16 protein-coding genes are annotated in these 19464 nt (G+C 47.1%); 6 read left to right on the top strand and 10 right to left on the bottom strand.

All coding sequences use genetic code 11. The annotated features are described in order from the left end of the window. Positions 1-24 precede the first annotated feature (24 nt). The 8 genes from ACO1PK_RS00375 to ccoN form a co-directional block, all read right to left on the bottom strand. Positions 25-699: a sulfite exporter TauE/SafE family protein gene (locus tag ACO1PK_RS00375; protein ID WP_423186710.1), complete on the bottom strand. Its 675-nt coding sequence runs from the start codon at positions 697-699 to the stop codon at positions 25-27. Continuing rightward, positions 689-871 (bottom strand): cbb3-type cytochrome oxidase assembly protein CcoS, encoded by a 183-nt coding sequence (gene ccoS, locus ACO1PK_RS00370; protein ID WP_423186709.1) that lies wholly within the window; start codon positions 869-871, stop codon positions 689-691. Before ccoS ends, ACO1PK_RS00375 begins: the two co-directional genes overlap by 11 nt. Continuing rightward, entirely contained in the window at positions 868-3249 is a 2382-nt protein-coding gene (locus tag ACO1PK_RS00365; RefSeq protein WP_423186708.1) for a heavy metal translocating P-type ATPase, read from the bottom strand. The genes ccoS and ACO1PK_RS00365 overlap by 4 nt, the downstream gene beginning before the upstream one ends. A gap of 12 nt (positions 3250-3261) precedes the next feature. Further along, the gene (locus ACO1PK_RS00360; protein ID WP_423186707.1) at positions 3262-3747 is read right to left on the bottom strand and encodes a FixH family protein; all 486 of its coding nucleotides are present in this window, start codon (positions 3745-3747) and stop codon (positions 3262-3264) included. Between the two features lie 88 nt (positions 3748-3835). Continuing rightward, positions 3836-4810 carry a cytochrome-c oxidase, cbb3-type subunit III gene (ccoP, locus tag ACO1PK_RS00355; protein WP_423186706.1) on the bottom strand — a complete coding sequence of 325 codons (975 nt, stop codon included), beginning with the start codon at positions 4808-4810 and terminating at the stop codon, positions 3836-3838. Further along, positions 4803-4985: a cbb3-type cytochrome oxidase subunit 3 gene (locus ACO1PK_RS00350; RefSeq protein WP_423186705.1), complete on the bottom strand. Its 183-nt coding sequence runs from the start codon at positions 4983-4985 to the stop codon at positions 4803-4805. The genes ccoP and ACO1PK_RS00350 overlap by 8 nt, the downstream gene beginning before the upstream one ends. Before the next feature lie 5 nt (positions 4986-4990). Continuing rightward, on the bottom strand, positions 4991-5599 hold the full coding sequence (ccoO, locus tag ACO1PK_RS00345; protein ID WP_423186704.1) for a cytochrome-c oxidase, cbb3-type subunit II: 609 nt from the start codon (positions 5597-5599) through the stop codon (positions 4991-4993). Positions 5600-5610: 11 nt separating this feature from the next. After that, the gene (gene ccoN / locus ACO1PK_RS00340) at positions 5611-7038 is read right to left on the bottom strand and encodes a cytochrome-c oxidase, cbb3-type subunit I (protein ID WP_423186703.1); all 1428 of its coding nucleotides are present in this window, start codon (positions 7036-7038) and stop codon (positions 5611-5613) included. Between the two features lie 344 nt (positions 7039-7382). Here ccoN and ACO1PK_RS00335 point away from each other — a divergent pair, with 344 nt between their 5' ends. After that, positions 7383-7760, top strand: a complete 378-nt coding sequence (locus tag ACO1PK_RS00335; RefSeq protein ID WP_423186702.1) for a hypothetical protein — start codon at positions 7383-7385, stop codon at positions 7758-7760. A 15-nt stretch (positions 7761-7775) separates the two neighbouring features. Here ACO1PK_RS00335 and ACO1PK_RS00330 read toward each other — a convergent pair whose 3' ends face one another. After that, entirely contained in the window at positions 7776-8645 is an 870-nt protein-coding gene (locus ACO1PK_RS00330; protein ID WP_423186701.1) for a D-hexose-6-phosphate mutarotase, read from the bottom strand. Positions 8646-8739: 94 nt separating this feature from the next. Beyond that, a complete protein-coding gene (gap, locus tag ACO1PK_RS00325) occupies positions 8740-9747 on the bottom strand; it encodes a type I glyceraldehyde-3-phosphate dehydrogenase (RefSeq protein WP_423186700.1) in 1008 nt (335 codons plus the stop codon). Positions 9748-10045: 298 nt separating this feature from the next. On the opposite strand from gap, the gene malQ reads away from it, so the two are divergent. The 5 genes from malQ (at position 10046) to purT (ending at position 19354) form a co-directional block, all read left to right on the top strand. Further along, the gene (malQ, locus tag ACO1PK_RS00320) at positions 10046-12232 is read left to right on the top strand and encodes a 4-alpha-glucanotransferase (protein ID WP_423186699.1); all 2187 of its coding nucleotides are present in this window, start codon (positions 10046-10048) and stop codon (positions 12230-12232) included. A 32-nt stretch (positions 12233-12264) separates the two neighbouring features. Next, on the top strand, positions 12265-14454 hold the full coding sequence (gene glgB / locus ACO1PK_RS00315) for a 1,4-alpha-glucan branching protein GlgB (protein WP_423186698.1): 2190 nt from the start codon (positions 12265-12267) through the stop codon (positions 14452-14454). A 9-nt stretch (positions 14455-14463) separates the two neighbouring features. Further along, positions 14464-16521, top strand: coding sequence for a glycogen debranching protein GlgX (gene glgX / locus ACO1PK_RS00310; protein ID WP_423186697.1), 2058 nt, complete (start codon positions 14464-14466; stop codon positions 16519-16521). Between the two features lie 119 nt (positions 16522-16640). Then, positions 16641-18170 (top strand): NADP-dependent phosphogluconate dehydrogenase, encoded by a 1530-nt coding sequence (gene gndA / locus ACO1PK_RS00305; RefSeq protein ID WP_423186696.1) that lies wholly within the window; start codon positions 16641-16643, stop codon positions 18168-18170. After that, positions 18167-19354: a formate-dependent phosphoribosylglycinamide formyltransferase gene (purT, locus tag ACO1PK_RS00300; RefSeq protein ID WP_423186695.1), complete on the top strand. Its 1188-nt coding sequence runs from the start codon at positions 18167-18169 to the stop codon at positions 19352-19354. Before gndA ends, purT begins: the two co-directional genes overlap by 4 nt. Positions 19355-19464 lie beyond the last annotated feature (110 nt).

The following is a 19464-nucleotide window of genomic DNA, read 5'->3' as shown; positions in this document are numbered from 1 at the left end:
ATTATCCCTAAAACCTGCACTAGCTTAAAAAACTAGTCTTCGCAAAGCAAGCCAAATTGTATAAAAACCATAAATAGCCAACAGTAACGCTGCGCTGTAACGAAACCATAGTTGGTTTTTTAACTTAGTTAGCGCTGTTGCCGCGGCACCAAAAATAACCAGTGCTGGTAGTGTGCCTAAACCAAACGCCAGCATCAGTAAGGCACCGGCTGAAGCACTGCCGCTGGCTAAACTCCAACTGAGCGTCGAATAGACTAAACCACAGGGCAAAAAGCCCCATAACAACCCGTAGCCGTAGGCTTTAGGTGCGCTGTCTAAAGGCAATAATCGTTTGCTGTAGGGTTGTACTTTATGCCAAAGCCCTTGCCCTAACCGTTCTAGCAAGGTTAAACCAAACCAGAGCCGAGCAATATAAAGTGCCATAGCCACCAGTAATAACCCAGCAATTAAGCGTAGCCACAACATAGAAGCACCGGCTAAACTCATGGCTGTAGCACCAAAATAGCCCACTACAGCACCGAAAAAAGCATAGGTGGTAAGCCGACCGAGGCTAAGTAGCAGCTGGAGGCGTAACTTTTGCCAACGGCTTTGTGTTGGCATCGAAAATTGTAGCGCGGCGACAATGCCGCCGCACATCACCAAACAATGACTACTGCCGAGTAAACCGATCAGTAAAGCGGCGGGATAATCAATGATCATCTGTGTGTTGTTTTGCTTTAGGCGTGGTGTTTTGTTCTTCTTCAAACAAGATACTAAAGCCTTCTTTTTCCAAATCTTCAAACTGTTTAGAACGGACCGCCCAGAAAAAGATCATTATGCCAATGGCAACAAATAAGATAGCAATCGGTATTAAAACATAAATAATACTCATTTTTTGAGTAACCTCAGCGAGTTAGACACAACCAGCAACGAGCTGAATGACATACCGATAACCGCAATATAAGGTGAGACAAACCCTGCTACGGCTAACGGAATAATAATAACATTGTATCCGACCGACCACGCTAAGTTTTGTTTTATAACATTAGCAGTGGTTTTGCCGCCCACTAACAGTTGTTGTAACAGATTAAGATCAGGCTGCAACAGCACCACATCGGCTTGGTTTTTCGACAGGTCGGTTCCTGAATGTACCGCGACAGAGACATGGGCGGCATTAAAACCAGGGCTATCATTAATACCATCGCCCAACATTAATACTTTGGCATCTTGTTTAATTAACTGTTGAATTTCCGCAACCTTACGTTCTGGGCTACAGCTTTTCACCATAAAATCTAACTTTAAAGCGCTACTGACTTGCTCCGCTTGTGAAGAGCTATCGCCAGTTAACATGCCTAGGCGATAACCTTGCTGCTGCAAGGCTTGAATCAGTGCGGGCACTTCAGGTCTTAATTTATCTGCTAACTGTACGTAAGCCAGCGCTTGCCCAGCCAAACTGACATACACCATCGCATCGGGCTGCTCAGGTAACTGACAAAAGGCAGCACTGCCAACCCGTACTGTTTCGCCACACCAACGTCCTTGAATGCCTGCGCCGATACTAACTTCTACATCCGTCAACGGCAGTTGTTCAGTTAAGTGTGTGGCAAAAGCGCGGGCAATGGGATGTTCGGAATAGCGTTCTAAATTGGCAATCAGATTTAACACTGCGGCTTCAGTAAATTGATCCGAGCACAGCGTCAGCTTACTGATACTAAACTTACCTTCCGTCAAGGTGCCGGTTTTATCCAATACAATATGGGTAATCTCTGGCAAGGTTTCCAAAGCTTGAGCATTTTTAATTAAAATACCGCGGCGATTTAATCGTGCTAGGGCACAGGTAATAGCGGTAGGGGTGGCTAAACTGAGCGCACATGGGCAAGTGGCAACGAGTACCGATAAGGTTACCCAAAAAGCACGATCAGGATTCCACCAGAAAAACCACAGTAAAAAGGTTAATACTGCGATAACTAACAACCGCTCGACAAAGTACTTCGCCAAGGCATCAGTTTTTTCAACTAGTTTAGGCTTTTGGCTTAACGTTTGTTGTTGCAGCTGAATAATTTGTCCAAGTCTCGAATGTGCCAACACATTACTAACACGAACATGCAACAGACCATCATGATTGATGCTGCCGGCTAGCACCGCGTCGCCCTGCGCTTTTGCGATAGGGCGGTATTCTCCGGTAAGCATAGATTCATCTACCGAACTATTACCTTCTAATACAGTACCATCAGCTGCTAGGGTTTCTCCTGCTTTGACTAAAATCACATCACCGGGTTGCAAGCGTCTGGCGGAGGTCGGCTCAGGCCCATGCTCCGTTAGCAGGGTAGCGGTAACGGGCATAATTTTTAACAGGTTACTGGTGGCTTCGCGTGCCTGAGCTCTGGCTCGAAACTCAAAGAACTTGCCTAATTGCAGTAAGAAAGTAAACATACAGACCGATTCAAAATAGACTTCGCCTGTTTTAAATACTGTGGCATAGCTAGAAGCGAAAAAGGTGTAATAGAGCGCTAAGGTAACCGGCACATCCATATTCATCTGACGTGCTTTGGTGCTGCGCCAGGCACTGATTAAAAAGGGTTTGGCGGCATATAAAATAACAGGGACCGTTAATAACATGCTGATCCAACGCAAGTAGCCTTCATGCGAAGCGTCTATCCCGGTGTATTCACCAAAATATAGCGCGAATGCTAACATCATCACTTGCATGGTTAAAATGCCGGAGACGGCGAGACGTTTTAAATAACGGTTAAGCTCTTGCTTAAAAACCTGCTCTTCTTGATCCGCAACAAAAGGGCTCGCCTGATAGCCTAAAGCGGCAATGGCTTTGATAATCTGGCTAAGCGGTAACTGGCTGTGGTCAAAACGCAGTAAAGCGCGCTGTGTCGAGGCGTTAATGGCGACGCTGGCAATCGCCGCATGTTGTTTCAGTTGCTTTTCAATCAGCCAAGCACAAGCGGCGCAACTCATACCGCTGATGGAGAGTTCAATTTCGGTTAAATCATCGTGTTGACGGCTAATATCGGCTAAGACTTCTGCATTATCAAAGCTGGCTAATTCTGCCAACAGCTGTTCAGGCATGGCGCTAACTTTAGCAGCCGATTCTGTGCGAAATTTATAGTAGTCTTGTAAGCCATTACTAAAAATGGTTTCAGCAACAGCCTGACAACCCGCACAACAAAAATGCTGTGGTTGGTTATCAAGCTGCGAAGTAAAGCGATCGCCTGTTAAAACAGGCTCATGACAATGGAAGCACTTAACTGCACTCAAGGCCCAATCCTTTTAGTAGCCTAGTTTAATTTCTTGTTCGGCCGGCAAGGTTAAGTTCGCTTTTAAACGCCACTCTTGAGAATCATCAGTAACCGTTAAGCGCCAACGACCATTCGGCGTTAAGGGTAGGGTAGCCACATACAAAAGCTCACCACTACGCTCGGCATCTACCGCAAAGTCGCGATCACCTAAAGTTGGGTGGTAAAAGTCTAAATGAATACTGTCACCTAATACGGCGTTTTCTGCGAAACGAATAACCGCGCGGTTACCAGCCACTAAAATATGTGCATCTAAATTGCGTAAAGCGGCTTCACGGTATTTGGCTAATTGCAAATTAATGGTTCTGCCAGCCTTATAGTAATCATCAATTACCATCTCAGGTTTGTGCTGTTGCATAACAACAACAGTATGCACGGCTTTTAACGCGGTGATCACCGGAATGGCGATTAATACCCAAGGCCACACATACTTATACCAAGGTTTGGTATCTTCCTGCATAAATTACCTCTTTTATGTAACCATAAAACTAAGCCCCTTTCGGGGCTTAGAGTTTATCAGATTGCTCACCGCTGTGTTAGCAAAGCGCTTATCGCAGATCTTCCGGATTTGCTAAACGATACACATAAGCGGTTAAGATATGAACTTTATCTTCACCCAGCGTATCTTTGAAGGCTGGCATCACACCATAACGACCATGGCGTAAGGTTTCTTCAATTGCTGCGGCAGAGCCGCCATATAACCAGATGTTGTTAGTCAGGTTAGGTGCGCCAAAAGGTAAATTGTGCGCTACGCTGCCGCGACCATCTACACCGTGACAGGCCGCACACATCCCAAATTTAGCTTTACCCGCTTCGGCATCTTTTTCATTTACAGCACGGCCAGATAGTTGCAGTACATAAGCCGTCATTTCTTTAATACCTTGGTCACCTAAAGCAGCTTCCCAACCAGGCATGGCAGCTTTACGACCATACAACAAGGTTTCCTTAATTTTCTCAGCTGAACCGCCGTATAGCCAGTCATTGTCTGTCAGATTAGGAAAGCCACGTTGACCACGTGCATCTGAACCGTGACACAGTGCACAGTTTTGCAAATATAAGCGTTGACCGATCTTTAACGCTTCAGCGTCATAGGCCAGATCTAACACATCACGCTGCGCAAACTGTTGAAACACAGGGCCATAGACTTCATCAGCCTTAGCATTTTCCACATCTAGCGCTACATGGCGGCCTTCCGCTCGGGCTAATTCAACCGCCTGACGCGACTCTTCCAAAGATTTAATCCCTTGGTTCGAGCTAGTCCAGCCTAAAAAGCCTTTGTAATTACCTAAGCCTGGGTAAGCGGCTAGATAGAAAACCGACCAAATCAAGGTGGCAAAGAACATATAAGTCCACCATTTTGGTAGCGGATTATTCAACTCTTTTAAGCCATCAACTTCGTGGTCTGTCGGCTGATCTTCCGGCACGCCCACATAATTTTTTAGGTTCCACAATAATAGGACTACACATAAAACCAATACTGGTATGGTTAGTACCCAAATCCAAAGATTCCAGAAGCTACTCATGCTCCGACTCCCGTTTAGAAGATTGTTTTCCTGACTCAGGTTCGTCATCAAAGACCAAGTTTGCTGCCTCTTCAAAATCAGACTTACGTTTTTTACTGTAAGCCCAGATAACAAAAGCAACGAACGAAACGAACAGAATCAAGGTCAAAATACTGTGCAGTGTTGCAAATTCCATAGTCATTACTTCAATGCGGTGCCAAGTGATTGCAAGTAAGCAATCAAGGCGTCCATTTCAGTTTTGCCCTTTACTGCATCAGCAGCACCGGCGATATCTTCGTCGGTATAAGGCACACCAAAACTACGGAAAATTTCCAACTTTCTGGCGGTGTATTTGCCATCCAGTACATTTTTATCTAACCAAGGGTACGCTGGCATATTTGATTGTGGTACCACTGAGCGCGGGTCCATCATATGCGCATAGTGCCAATCATCGCTATAACGGCCGCCTACGCGAGCCAGATCAGGACCAGTTCGCTTAGAGCCCCACAGGAACGGATGTTCCCACACGCTTTCACCGGCAACAGAGTAATGACCGTAACGTTCAACTTCGGCACGGAAAGGGCGAATCATTTGGCTATGACAGTTAGTACAACCTTCACGGATAAAGATATCGCGTCCTTCCATCTGCAAAGCAGTGTAAGGTTTTAAACCATCGATTGGTTGCGTGGTTTCTTCCATAAACATCAATGGCGTTATTTGAACCAGGGTACCGAAACTGATGGCAACAATAGTTAAGACGCCTAGTAAGCCAACGCTTTTCTCGACTTTTTCATGATGATTCTTTTGCATCGTCAGTCTCCTTACGCCGCAGCCGCTACGGGTTGAGCCGCAGGGTGCTTACTACTTACCGTTTTATAAACGTTGTAAGCCATGATTAACATACCGGCTACCACGAATACACCACCAATAAAGCGCATCAGGTAGAATGGCATGGAGGCTTCCAGACTTTGCACAAAGCTGTAGGTTAAAGTACCGTCAGTGTTAACTGCGCGCCACATCATGCCTTGCATAATACCGCTGATCCACATGGCAACAATGTAAAGCACTACACCAATAGTGTGTAACCAGAAGTGGGTATTGATCAGCTTTAAGCTGTACATGCCATCTTTGTTATAAACAGCAGGGATCAGGTGGTACATAGCACCGATAGAAATCATGGCTACCCAACCTAACGCACCTGAGTGTACGTGGCCTACGGTCCAGTCAGTGTAGTGTGATAATGCGTTTACTGACTTGATTGCCATCATTGGACCTTCAAACGTCGACATACCGTAAAAAGACAGTGAAACAATTAAGAAACGTAAGATAGGGTCAGTTTTCAGTTTGTGCCATGCGCCTGACAGCGTCATGATACCGTTAATCATACCGCCCCAGCTTGGTACAAACAGGATAACCGACATCACCATACCAAGCGATTGAGTCCAATCTGGCAGGGCAGTGTAGTGTAAGTGGTGTGGACCAGCCCAGATATATAAGGCGATCAATGCCCAGAAGTGGACGATAGATAAACGGTAAGAATATACCGGACGACCAGACTGCTTAGGTACGAAGTAATACATCATACCTAAGAAACCTGCCGTTAACAGGAAACCTACGGCATTATGGCCATACCACCACTGAACCATTGCATCAACGGCGCCCGCATAGATCGAGTAGGACTTCCCAAAATTCAGAGGAATAACCATGCTATTAACGATATGTAACGCAGCAACCGTAATAATGAAAGCGCCATAGAACCAGTTAGCCACATAAATATGACTGGTCTTACGTTTGGCTAAGGTACCAAAAAATACAATAGCGAAACACACCCATACAATGGTAATCAGAATATCAATTGGCCACTCAAGTTCTGCATACTCTTTGCTCTGGCTTAAGCCCATTGGCAAAGTTATGGCTGCAGCAACAATTACGACTTGCCAGCCCCAAAAGGTGAACATTGCCAGCTTTTCTGCAAACAAGCGTACCTGACAGGTGCGTTGTACGATGTAATAACAGGTTGCGAATAACGCACTGGTACCAAAAGCGAAAATTACCGCATTGGTATGTAAAGGACGAAGACGGCTGTAGGTCAGCCAAGGAGTATCAAAGTTAAGCGCCGGCCAGTATAACTGGGCTGCAATTAACACACCCACCACCATACCAACAATACCCCATAATACGGTAGTGATGGCAAAGAGGCGGACAACGCTATAGTTGTATTCAACATTTAACGGTTTGGTCTGGCTCATGTTGAGTTCCGCTGCAGTTTTTGCTGGTTACTAAAAATCCACCACAAGGTGGCCCTTCTTGTTATAAGTAATCGTCATCGACAAAAAGTGGCATCTTGCCGGATCACGTTTACTATATTTGCTTCAAATGATACGAGTTTTACCCCATAAAAGATAGGCAAAGCCGCCCATTTTATGATGTAGAACAAAGTCGCTGCTTAATTTGTGTTCAATTCAGCATGGCGCTGGTTTATTTAGGCTATTTCAGGCTAAACTGGCGGCTTAGCTCCTAAATTAATGATGACGGTTAGATGTGTTGTTCTTGTAATTCCCGCCAGCGACTGATCTGGCTTTTGGTCGCATTCATGCTACTAACAGCTTGTAAGCCTTCACAAAAAGATAGCAGTGAAGCCATATTGCTGCAAACCGAGACGATGCAATTACAGATAAGCCCATCGACAATCCCAGTGGAAACCCCTTTAACCATGAGGTTAAACAGCGGTCGCGAGCTTATAAATGTAAGAGGTGAGTTGCGCGGTGTATCCATGTATATGGGGCGGATTCCGTTACAGTGGCGTCAGCGAGCAGTGACAACTGCAGACGAAATACCGCTTTGGCAGGCTGAGTTTTTTTTAGGCGCTTGCTCGGATCCTGATATGCTTTGGCAGCTTGATCTCTGGTTAGATTTCGCAGATGGGCAGAGCGAAATGCAGACAGTACAATTTAAATCAAGCTGGCATTAGGATGGGCTCCCCACCTTAAGTGGGGAGCAAAAGCTGGGTCAAATTAAGGGCGTTGGCCTGATTTAACCCTAAGCGGGCAGTTTCAACGCAGACAAACTGCTGATAGCCATCTGCGGTTAAATCTGCCATCGCCTTGCTGCGTTCTGCCGCTGGGTTCCAGACCACCGTACTGTCAAAGCCTTGTTGCTCAAGCCCCAGTTTTTGTTTCGTACTTTCAAGCAGTAATAATGCTGCTGGCTTGGTATAAACCCGGTCAATTTCCTGATTAAAACTCAGCGGCCTGTCAGCAATAACCTCGGCATTTTGTTTTACTTTATCTCGATACGTTGTGCCTATGCCGTGTAACTGAATCGTGGCTAGGTCACTAATACTAAAATAACTATGTAAAGCGGCTTGCTGCAGCATTGGGGTATCGCAAGTTAAATTGATACTCAAGCTGTGTGCCGTTAAACACAAGGTAAGAATTAATACCGGCGCGGGCTCGTGCTTGTCGCTAGAGGGCGAGCTGTCACGATAAGGGAAGTCCGCAACTGCAATACTTAAGCGTAGGGTAGTGGCCTCCTCAGAAACGGTCGTGTCTAGCAGGTTCCAGAACCGTGTGCGCACCAAACCATGATTGGGTAAGGTTAATTGCTGCGGATTGAGCTCAGCCGCGATAGGACCAAACCACGGCCAGCATACAGGTACACCACCGCGAATAGGCTGTTGTTGCTGCCAACGGGCTAAGGGTGATAGCCAAAGATGTTCTTGCGCTGGCTTAGATTGATAAGACAACACCTGCCCACCATACAGCGAGATCACCGCGGATGCCTCACCAAAAGTCAGTTTATAGCAGGGTAAATCTTCTAGATGAGCAAAACCCGTTTGGGCAGTAATAGCTGACACAACGACCTCGGCGATTAGACTGATTAAACAAAAATGGCTGATTGCAAAAAGCATAAAGCCAGCAAAGGCTGGCTTTATTTACGGCAACATGACATTAGAATTTCATTAATTCTACCGTGTTATCCAGCATACGGTTGCTAAAGCCCCACTCATTATCATACCAGCTCATGACTTTTACCAGTCTGCCCAGTACTCGCGTTTCCGTCGCATCAAAAATAGACGACATGGGGTTGTGGTTAAAATCAACAGACACTAACGGTAAATCGTTAACCGCGAGGACTTGATTCATCGGGCTTTGTGCGGCTGCTTGACGCACGATAGCGTTAACTTCATCTGCGGTGGTTTCGCGACCAGCAATAAAGGTTAAGTCGACTAAGGACACGTTAAGGGTTGGCACCCGCACCGCTAAACCATCAAATTTACCTTTTAACTCAGGCACAACTAAACCAACAGCGGCAGCTGCGCCAGTTTTGGTTGGGATCATCGACATTGCAGCAGCACGAGCACGCCGTAAATCGGTATGGTAAACGTCACTTAACCGCTGATCATTGGTATAGGCATGGATAGTGGTCATTAAACCTGATTCAATGCCCAAGGCTTCATACAAGGGTTTAGCCACAGGGGCCAAGCAGTTCGTGGTACAAGAAGCATTAGAGATAATGTTCATCTCAGGGGTAATGATCTGATGGTTTACACCATAGACAATAGTGGCATCGACGTCTTTCGCTGGTGCAGAAATAATGACTTTTTTCGCACCGGCGGTTAAATGCGCGCCAGCGGTTTTACGATCGGTAAATAAGCCTGTACATTCTAATACAACATCAATCTGTAACTCGGCCCAAGGCAGTTCGGCTGGATTACGGACGCTGAGGGTGCGAATTTCATCATTGTTAACATAGATAGCTTTGTCATCATTACTGACATTAGCAGCGAAAATACCATGTGCTGTATCGTACTTTAACAAATGAGCGTTGATTGCCGCATCGCCCAGGTCATTGATAGCAACTACTTTAATATCGTAATTTTTACTGCTCTCGTAGAGTGCACGTAATACATTACGGCCGATACGGCCAAAGCCGTTAATTGCAACACGAATTGACATAAAAACCCCACTGTTAAAGTGCTAGACTAATTGAAAACGTATTCATTAACTTATTTTGCTAATAACTACTGGATAGCATGTTGTAGTAAAATTACATTATTTGCAGTAATTTTCAAGCCTAAAAGCATTTATGTTGCCTTTTTTGTAATTAAGCAACAAAATTTGCTGGTAAATTGCCCTTTAAACCTATTTAGCATGGTATAAATAGTCGCATGCTGCCAAATAGGGCAAAGCAAAAGATAAACATGCTCTATTACAGGTTAGCGTTATAATAGTTTTATTTTGTTAAGGATTACCAATGGACGCCACGCTACTTTCAGAACTGATTGCCTTTAATGGTATAGAAACCCAATTTAACGATGCTTGGGGGAATGCCACTGAAGTTGCTGCGGCTGATCAACTGGCATTATTGGCGGCTATGGGCTACCCCGTAGCGGATGAGACGGCAACGCGGCAAGAATTGTTACAGCGACAACTGGACTTTTGGCAGCAAGTAATTGCCCCGGTCTCTGTGCAAGACGTTGGCGATAGCTGGCAGTTAGAGATCCAAGTTCCCTTGGCGTTGGCGAACTTGACTTTTACCTTGAGCCTGAAAACGGAATCCGGCGAAGAACAGCAATGGCAGTTGGTTCCGGTAGAAGGGGAATTGACGCAAGTCGCCGTGTTAGATGGCGAAGAATACCATCAGTATCAACATCAGTTCGATCTCAGCCTGCCAGCTGGTTATCACCAATTAACCTTTACGCTGTTGGATACCGAGTTAAGTGTGAGCCAGCAGCTGATTATTACGCCTGGCCGCTGTTTCCAGCCCACGGCTTTTGAGCGCCAAAAACAATGGGGCAGTGCCATTCAGCTTTATGCGCTGCGCTCAGCGCGCAATTGGGGGATTGGTGATTTTACCGATTTGAAAACCTTAATTCGCTACTTGGCCAAACACGGTGCCGACTTTATTGGCCTGAACCCTATCCATGCGCTGTATCCGGCTATGCCGGATAATGCCAGCCCATATAGCCCATCTTCACGCCGCTGGTTAAATATTATTTATCTTGATGTCACGGCACTGCCTGGCTATGTTGAGTGCGCCACACTGCAGCAACAGGTGCAAAGTGTAGACTTTATGGCGAAGTTACAGGCGCAGCGGGCGGCTGATTGGGTCGATTACGCAGCTGTAATGGCGTTAAAGCTGCCTGTACTTAAGCAGCTTTATCAGTGGTTTGTGGTGAATGCCGCTGCACCTTTGCAGCAAGATTTTGCGCGCTTTAAGCAACAGGGTGGCGACAGTTTACAGCAATTAGCGCTTTATGATGCACTGCATAGCTTTTTGTACCAACAAGATAGCCAATATTGGGGTTGGCCAAATTGGCCAGAACAATACCGTGACATTGACAGCGCAGCCGTGCAACAGTTTGCCGCAGAGCACAGTAGCGAGCTGGATTTTTACTGTTACCTGCAATTTATGGCGCAGCAGCAATTAGCCGAAGCGCAGCAGCTGGCCAAAGACAGTGGTATGTTATTGGGCTTATATCGCGATTTAGCGGTGGGCGTGAGTGAAGCTTCTACCGAAATTTGGGCTAACCCTGAATTGTACTGCCGCGATGCCAGTGTCGGCGCACCGCCTGATCCGTTAGGGCCAGCTGGACAAAATTGGGGTTTACCGCCGATGAAGCCTTATCAGCTATACCAGCAAGCCTATCAGCCGTTAATTGATTTGTTTCGTAGCAATATGCAGCATGCCGGCGCACTGCGGATTGATCATGTTATGGCACTACTCCGCTTATGGTGGGTGCCAAAAACTGCGGCTAATGCCGGTGGCGGTGCTTATGTGTATTACCCCATCATGGATTTGTTGGGCATCCTAGCCTTAGAAAGCCAGCGGCAACAAGCGGTTATTATTGGGGAAGATCTGGGCACCGTGCCGGACGGGATCCGCGAATTACTGCAGCAATTTGCCATTTATTCGTATCGGGTATTCTTTTTTGAAACGGCTCCCGACGGTGGTTACATTTCGCCTGCGCATTACCCAGAGCAAGCGATGGCCACCTTAAGCACCCATGATTTACCCACACTTATCGGCTTTTGGCATTGTGACGATCTGAAGCTAGGCCAGCAGTTAGGTTTGTATAGAGATGAAGCAGTACTACAACAGCTCTTTGGGCAACGCCATGTGAATAAGCAACGTATTTTAGATTCGCTGCATGGTCACAATCGTTTACCGCAGGAGTATCCGCGCAGTGTTGACCATCTGGCCATGGATCGCACCCTTAACTATGCGCTGCAACAACATTTAGCCGCAGGTTCGCACCAGCTGCTGTGTTTACAAATTGAAGATTGGTTGGAAATGACGCAGCCGGTCAATGTGCCAGGAACCAGCAATGAGTATCCTAACTGGCGACGCAAATTAAGTGCAGAGCTGGAGCAGTGGACCGAGAATACCGCTATTAGTAGCTTACTGCACAGCTTGACTGAATTGAGAAAAGCGCATTAAGGCTCAAAAAATAATAACAGAAGGACAAGGTAATGCATTTTACGTTTTTAGCAGAGGCCCGTTGTGCCAACCCCTTTAGTGTATTGGGCTGGCAAGCCAATAGTCAGGATGAAAAGCCACAAGGCTTGCTGCTAAGGTGTTATTTACCGCATGCTAGCGCCGTCGAAGCCTTTGATGCGAAAACCCAAAAAAGTTTAGGGCAACTGCAAGCCGATGCAAACTGTGTGGGCTTATTTCAATTGCTGCTACCGAAAAAACGTAAACCAACGCCCTATTATTTTCAGGTATCGCAAGGCACACAGAACTATAAGCTGTATGACCCTTACCAATTTACAGCAGAAGCCTTTTATGCCGTGCACTTCGTACAAGCGCAGCCAGAGAATTTATACCGCCAATTAGGCGCGCAGCTAATTACGCTGGATGTTGCCGGCAAGACAGTGCATGCCACCCGTTTTGCGGTGTATGCGCCCAATGCCAGCAGCGTAAGCCTAGTTGGGGATATGAATGGCTGGGATGGTCGTTGCCATCCGATGGAGCGCACCCAGTGTGGCCATTGGGTGTTAGTCGTGCCGGAAATTGCCGCTGGGGTGCGTTATAAGTTTGAGATTAAAGACGGGCACGGCAACGTATTACCGCATAAAGCCGATCCGATGGCGTTTTATGCTGAGCAATATCCCTCACATGCTTCTTTAGTTTACGATCATAGCCGTTATCAATGGCAAGACAGCGTTTGGCAGCAACGGCCGCAGGTTAATATCTACCAGCAGCCAATGAGCATTTATGAAGTGCATGCGGGTTCTTGGCGGCGAAAGGGCGACAATCAGCCCTTATCTTACCGCGAGCTAGCTGAGCAGCTGATTCCTTATGTATTGGATATGGGCTATACCCATATTGAACTGATGCCCGTAATGGAGCATCCATTTGATGGTTCTTGGGGCTATCAGCCACTGGGGTTGTTTGCGCCCACCTCGCGCTTTGGTAACCCTGATGAATTTAAAGCCTTTGTTGATGCCTGCCATCAGGCCGGAATTGGCGTCATTTTAGATTGGGTACCGGCACACTTTCCGGAAGATGGTCATGGTTTAGCCCGCTTTGATGGGAGCCATCTCTATGAGTATGACGATCCACGCCGTGGCTGGCACCCCGATTGGAACTCCTGTATTTACGATTTTGGTAAAGACTATGTGCGGCAGTTTTTAGTCGCTAGCGCCCTGTATTGGTTAGAGCATTTTCATATCGATGGCATTCGCGTCGATGCCGTGGCCTCTATGCTGTACTGGGATTATTCACGTAAAGCCGGTGAATGGGTGCCTAATATCGATGGCGGTAACCATAATTATGAAGCCATTAGTTTATTTCAGTGGCTAAACCGCGAAGTTTACAGCAAATTCCCGCATGCCATGACCATTGCTGAAGAGTCGACCTCTTTCCCACAGGTATCACGGCCAACCGATGCCGGTGGTTTAGGCTTTGGCTTTAAATGGAATATGGGCTGGATGAATGACAGCCTGCGTTATATCAGTAAAGATCCGGCCTACCGGCAGTATCATCACAGCGATTTAACCTTTTCCATGGTGTACGCTTATAACGAAAACTTTGTACTGCCGCTATCACACGATGAAGTGGTGCATGGTAAGGGCAGTTTGCTGCAAAAAATGCCGGGTGATGAATGGCAACAAGCGGCCAATATGCGCGCTTATATGGCTTTTATGTTTGCCCATCCAGGAAAAAAAATGAATTTTATGGGCATAGAGTTTGCCCAAAGTGCCGAGTGGAATCACAATCAAAGTTTAGACTGGCATTTACTGGATTTTGAAAAGCATCGCGGTATGCAGCAGCTCTTTCGTGATTTAAACCTGACCTATCGGCGCTGTGCGCCACTGTATCAACTAGACTACGATACCAAAGGTTTTGGTTGGTTAGATCATCAGGATGCAGCGCACAGCACTCTGAGTTTTTACCGTGAAGACAGCCAAGGTGAGCGGCTCTATGTCGTCAGTAACTTTACGCCAGTCCCCAGAAGCCGTTTTCATATTGGGGTAGCCGAGCTGGCCGAGTACGAGGTGATCTTAAACACCGATAGCGTACACTATTGGGGTAGTAATTTCCCAGTACAGCAGTCCAGTTTGCACAGTAGCGCCCATGCCTATCAAGGCCAAGCATATTGTTTAGTGCTGGATTTACCGCCATTGGCCACCTTGTATCTTAGAAAAAAACAGTAAGGAATAGCGATGACACCGGGCATGGGATTACTGGAAATGTCGGTTGGGCAACCGGCGCCGCTGGGCGCGACTCCGCAGGCTGCAGGTTGTTGGAATTTTGCGGTGTATGCGCCAGATGCCTCAGATTTACTGCTGTGCTTGTATCGGCCTGATACCGAAGAATTATTGGCAGAAATCCCCTTTAGCGGCCGCACTGGCGATATTTGGCATCTGCAAGTCCGTGGTATCGCGGTTGGCTCCTTGTATGCGTTAAAAGCTGACGGCCCGCACAAACCCGATGCAGGCTTGCGTTTTGATAAAAGCCGAGTTTTACTCGATCCTTATTGTCGGCGTTTAAACCGGCCGCAAATATGGCAAGAGCAACAATATCTGAATCGTAGCCATTATGCGCTAGCCAAAGGTGTGCTAGAACAACACGAGTTTGACTGGCAAGGCGTTACCAAACCGGTTATCCCGCGCGAAAAAACAGTGATTTACGAAGCCCATGTGAAAGGGCTGACTATGCAACATCCCGAGGTGCCGGAGCACTTGCGTGGCACCTATTTAGGCTTATGCCACCCTGCTATTGTTGCGCATTTAAAAGCGCTGGGCATTACCACAGTTCAATTATTGCCCGTTACCGCCTTTATGGCTGAACCCCGTTTAAGCGGGTTAAAGCTAACCAATTACTGGGGGTATAACCCTGTTGGCTTTTTTGCCCCTGAGCCACGTTATCAATACGAAGATGCGGTAACTGAGTTTAAAACCTTGGTACGCACCTTACATCAGCATGGCCTAGAGGTTATTTTGGATGTGGTGTTTAACCATACTGCAGAAGCTGGCGATGATGGCCCAGTATTAAGTTTTCGTGGCTTAGCCAATCGGCAATATTACTTATTTCATGCCCACGGTGAAATTGCTGATTATCAAAATTATTGCAACTTTACTGGCTGTGGCAATACCTTAAATGTCTCGCATCCGATGATGCAAAAAATGGTACTAGATGCACTGCGTTATTGGTTGACGGAGATGCAGGTTGATGGTTTTCGTTTTGATTTGGCCGTGACCTTAGGGCGCGAATACAAAAGGTTTAACCCTTATGCCGCGTTCTTTCAGATCATCGCGCAAGATCCGATTATTAGCCAAGCGAAGTTAATTGCCGAACCTTGGGATGTTGGCCCTTTTGGTTATCATTTAGGGCAATTTCCAGCGCATTGGTCGGAATTAAATGACAAATGCCGCGACACCTTCCGTGGCTTTTGGCGCGGTGATCAGGGCGTGTTACCCGATTTAGCCACCCGCTTACTCGGCTCGCGCGATATTTTCCAAAAACACCACAAACCAGCCAGTTGCAGTGTCAATTATCTGTGTTATCACGATGGCTTTACCTTGCACGATCTGGTGAGTTATCAACAAAAGCATAACTGGTTAAACGGCGAAGAAAACCGCGATGGCCATGGCCACAATTTAAGTGTTAATCATGGCGTGGAAGGCCCTAGCTCAGATCCGGCGATTTTAAACGCCCGTTATCAACATAAACGCAATTTAGTGGCGACCTTGCTGTTAAGCCAAGGCATGATCCACTGGTTAGGCGGCGATGAGTTAAGCCAGACCCAACATGGCAATAACAATGCGTATTGCCAAGATAATGCCATTTCTTGGTTAAACTGGCAGTTAGATGGCCCCGCGCATAAATTTTTGCAGTTTGTTAAACAAATGCTGGCGCTTAGAAAAAAATTCGCGTGTTTGCAGCAGCTTAGTTTGCTGGATGATCACTACCAGCGGCATGGCGACAAACATCAGGTATCGTGGTATCTGGCCGATGGCACCGAAATGAAAGAGCAAGACTGGCATCATGCCGAATTGGCCTGCTGTATGCTGCAGATTGAAAACCGGACGCTGCAACGCTCGCTGTTTATTATTCTCAATGGCTCAGCCAAAAATAATACGGTGAACTTACCCGGTGCGCTGAAGCAGCTGGTGTTTGATACTGCAGTAAACGATGGGCTAATCCCCAGCGAGCCAATTCAAGAACAGCGCTGGTTACAAACTGCGCATAGTTTGTCGGTTTGGCAAGAATTGACCTAGTCGTGCTGGCAAGCTCGCATCTGGATGCGGTTTACGTATATAATGCCGGCCATTTTACGACCCGTGCTAGCTAAGCCCGTCGCTAGCGAGCACTTTTTAAACGCGTTAAGGATCGTCAGATGACAGACAACACACCTTTGTGTGATATCGGCTTTGTTGGGGCCGGAGTAATGGGCAAAAACCTTATTCTGAACTTGGCAGATAATGGTTATCGGGTTGCGGCTTTTGACCTTGATCACCAAAAACTGCAAGCGGTGCTCGCACAAGATACCGCTGAGCGGGGAGAGCAGCCACCCCGCGTTATAGGTTGTAGCTCTTATACTGAATTATTGTCCCGTCTTTCTGCCCCCCACCTGATTGTTCTGTCTATTCCCGCCGGTAAAGCCGTTGATGATGTTTGTCACAAGCTGATTGATGCGGGTATTCAAGCTGACGATATTATTGTCGACACCGGTAACAGCCTGTGGACCGATACCGTGGCGCGGGAAAAAAGCTACGAAGGTAAATTTATTTTCTTCTCAACCGCCGTTTCTGGCGGTGAAGTAGGGGCGCGCTTTGGTCCATCACTGATGCCAAGCGGCGATCCTTATGCTTGGACGCGCATTAAACCGATGTGGCAAGCCATTGCCGCGAAAGTAGATCCCGCCACCGGCAAGCCAATAGAGCGTTTCGAGCCGGGTAACCCCGTAAAAGAAGGCGAGCCTTGTGCCGCTTACATTGGGCCAAGTGGCTCAGGCCATTACGTTAAAATGGTACACAACGGTATTGAATATGCCGATATGCAGCTGATTTGCGAAGTGTATCAAGTGATGCGGGACGTGCTGGGTATGACCGCAGCCGCTATTGCCGAGATTTTTAAACGCTGGAACCAAGGCCCCTTAAACAGCTACTTAATGGGGATTAGCGCCGAAGTGCTAGCCACCAAAGATAGCGAAACCGGTTTACCGCTGGTAGATGTGATTATGGATAAGGCAGGCCAAAAAGGTACCGGCCTGTGGACAGCGGTAAGCAGCCTGCAATTAGGTAGCCCAGCCCCCACTATTGCCGAAGCGGTATATGCGCGTTCTATCTCTGCTTTAAAAGCCGAGCGGGTAAAAGCAGCGACCGTGTTAGCCGGCCCCGCCCAAAACTTGTATAGCGAAGCCCAACAAGCCGAGATTATTCAAGCACTGCACGATGCTTTGTACTGCGCCAAAATTTGTGTATATGCACAAGGCTTCCATTTAATGAAAACCGCCGCCGATGAACATGGCTGGCAGTTAAACTTTGCCGAAATTGCGAAAATTTGGCGCGCCGGCTGTATTATTCGTGCGGTATTTTTACAATCTATTACCGAAGCCTATGAGCGCAACGATGAGCTAGAAAATTTGCTGCTCGATCCGTTCTTTTCTAAGCAAATTTCGGTGTATCAACAAAATTGGCGTAAAGCCGTGGCCAATGCCTCGTTAGCCGGTATTCCGGTAGCCGCCTTAAGTTCAGCCTTAAGTTATTACGATGCCTATCGCACCGCAGTACTGCCTGCTAACTTACTGCAAGGCCAACGTGACTTTTTTGGTGCTCATACGTTTGAGCGCACCGATAAAGCCAAAGGCAAAACCTTCCATGTTGATTGGAGCCACCCTGAGCGACCAATGGTGAAAGTAAAATGAGTACAGTAATAGGCACTCCAGGTACCGCTAGTAGCACCAAGGTTTTATTATTAGGTGCAGGCGAGCTTGGCAAAGAATTATGTATTGAATTAAAGCGGTATGGCTGCGAAGTGATTGCGGTTGATCGTTACCCGAATGCTCCAGCCATGCAAGTGGCCGACAAAGCAGTAGTGATGTCGATGCTGGATAATGCGGCGTTGCGTCAGTTAGTGATTACCGAAAAACCGGCTCTGATTGTGCCGGAGTTAGAAGCGATTGCTACCTCAGTCTTGATCGAGCTAGAAGATGCTGGTTTTAATGTTGTACCAAGCGCCAAAGCGGTTAACTTGACCATGAACCGCGAAGGTATTCGCCGGTTAGCTGCCGAAGACCTCAAATTAAAAACCTCACCTTACCAGTTTGCCGAAGACAAAGCGGGCTTTTTAGCCGCCGTGGCCGCCATTGGTTACCCCTGTGTGGTAAAGCCCATTATGTCATCGTCGGGTAAAGGTCAAAGCGTACTGCGTTCTGAGGCTGACTTAGAAGCCGCTTGGGCTTATGCGCAAGAGGGCGGTCGTGCTGGCAAAGGCCGCGTTATCGTGGAAGGCTTTATCGACTTTGACTACGAAATTACCTTGTTAACGATAAATTCAGTGTCCGGTATTCAATATTGTGCGCCAATCGGTCACCGCCAAGAAAAAGGCGATTACCGCGAGAGCTGGCAACCACAAGCTATGTCTGCTCAAGCACAACAACAAGCCGAAGCCTATGCCAAAGCCGTGGTGACAGCACTTGGCGGTAAAGGCCTGTTTGGGGTAGAGCTGTTTATTAAGGGCGATGACGTTTGGTTTAGTGAAGTCTCCCCCAGACCACATGATACCGGCATGGTGACCTTAATCTCACAACAACTAAGCGAGTTTGCGCTGCACGCCCGCGCTATTTTAGGCTTGCCTATTCCGCAAATTAAACAATATGGCGCAGCCGCCTCCGCGGTATTGCTGGTACCAGGCCATAGCCAAAGTATTCAATATGCCGGTTTAGCCCAAGCCTTAGCTAACCCCGACACCGAGTTTAGAATTTTTGGTAAGCCCGAGGTACAAGGCGAACGCCGTATGGGCGTAGCCCTAGCCTTAGCCGATACGGTAGAAGATGCTACCGCAAAAGCTTTAGCGGTGGTTAGCCAGATCAAGGTGAGTTTAAGCTAAGCGTTACAACATAAAGCGTTACGCTTATTTTCCAAAACGGGGCCTAGCCCCGTTTTTTTATAATGGATTTTTGAGTTAGCAAAAAAAGGCACGTTTAAAAATAACGATAA

This window comes from Alishewanella sp. d11, from assembly GCF_049390205.1.
GTDB lineage: Bacteria > Pseudomonadota > Gammaproteobacteria > Enterobacterales > Alteromonadaceae > Alishewanella.
Note: the sequence above shows the minus strand (reverse complement) of the source record. Positions and strands in the feature narration are given on the sequence as shown.

Excerpts from the sequence above, each read along its gene's own strand:
- ACO1PK_RS00335 (WP_423186702.1), top strand. The coding sequence starts at position 7,383 with ATGCTACTAACAGCTTGTAAGCCTTCACAAAAAGATAGCAGTGAAGCC.
- malQ (WP_423186699.1), top strand. The coding sequence starts at position 10,046 with ATGGACGCCACGCTACTTTCAGAACTGATTGCCTTTAATGGTATAGAA.
- gap (WP_423186700.1), bottom strand. The coding sequence starts at position 9,747 with ATGTCAATTCGTGTTGCAATTAACGGCTTTGGCCGTATCGGCCGTAAT.
- ACO1PK_RS00360 (WP_423186707.1), bottom strand. The coding sequence starts at position 3,747 with ATGCAGGAAGATACCAAACCTTGGTATAAGTATGTGTGGCCTTGGGTA.
- glgB (WP_423186698.1), top strand. The coding sequence starts at position 12,265 with ATGCATTTTACGTTTTTAGCAGAGGCCCGTTGTGCCAACCCCTTTAGT.
- ACO1PK_RS00350 (WP_423186705.1), bottom strand. The coding sequence starts at position 4,985 with ATGGAATTTGCAACACTGCACAGTATTTTGACCTTGATTCTGTTCGTT.
- ACO1PK_RS00375 (WP_423186710.1), bottom strand. The coding sequence starts at position 699 with ATGATCATTGATTATCCCGCCGCTTTACTGATCGGTTTACTCGGCAGT.
- ccoS (WP_423186709.1), bottom strand. The coding sequence starts at position 871 with ATGAGTATTATTTATGTTTTAATACCGATTGCTATCTTATTTGTTGCC.
- glgX (WP_423186697.1), top strand. The coding sequence starts at position 14,464 with ATGACACCGGGCATGGGATTACTGGAAATGTCGGTTGGGCAACCGGCG.
- gndA (WP_423186696.1), top strand. The coding sequence starts at position 16,641 with ATGACAGACAACACACCTTTGTGTGATATCGGCTTTGTTGGGGCCGGA.
- ccoP (WP_423186706.1), bottom strand. The coding sequence starts at position 4,810 with ATGAGTAGCTTCTGGAATCTTTGGATTTGGGTACTAACCATACCAGTA.
- ccoN (WP_423186703.1), bottom strand. The coding sequence starts at position 7,038 with ATGAGCCAGACCAAACCGTTAAATGTTGAATACAACTATAGCGTTGTC.
- purT (WP_423186695.1), top strand. The coding sequence starts at position 18,167 with ATGAGTACAGTAATAGGCACTCCAGGTACCGCTAGTAGCACCAAGGTT.
- ccoO (WP_423186704.1), bottom strand. The coding sequence starts at position 5,599 with ATGCAAAAGAATCATCATGAAAAAGTCGAGAAAAGCGTTGGCTTACTA.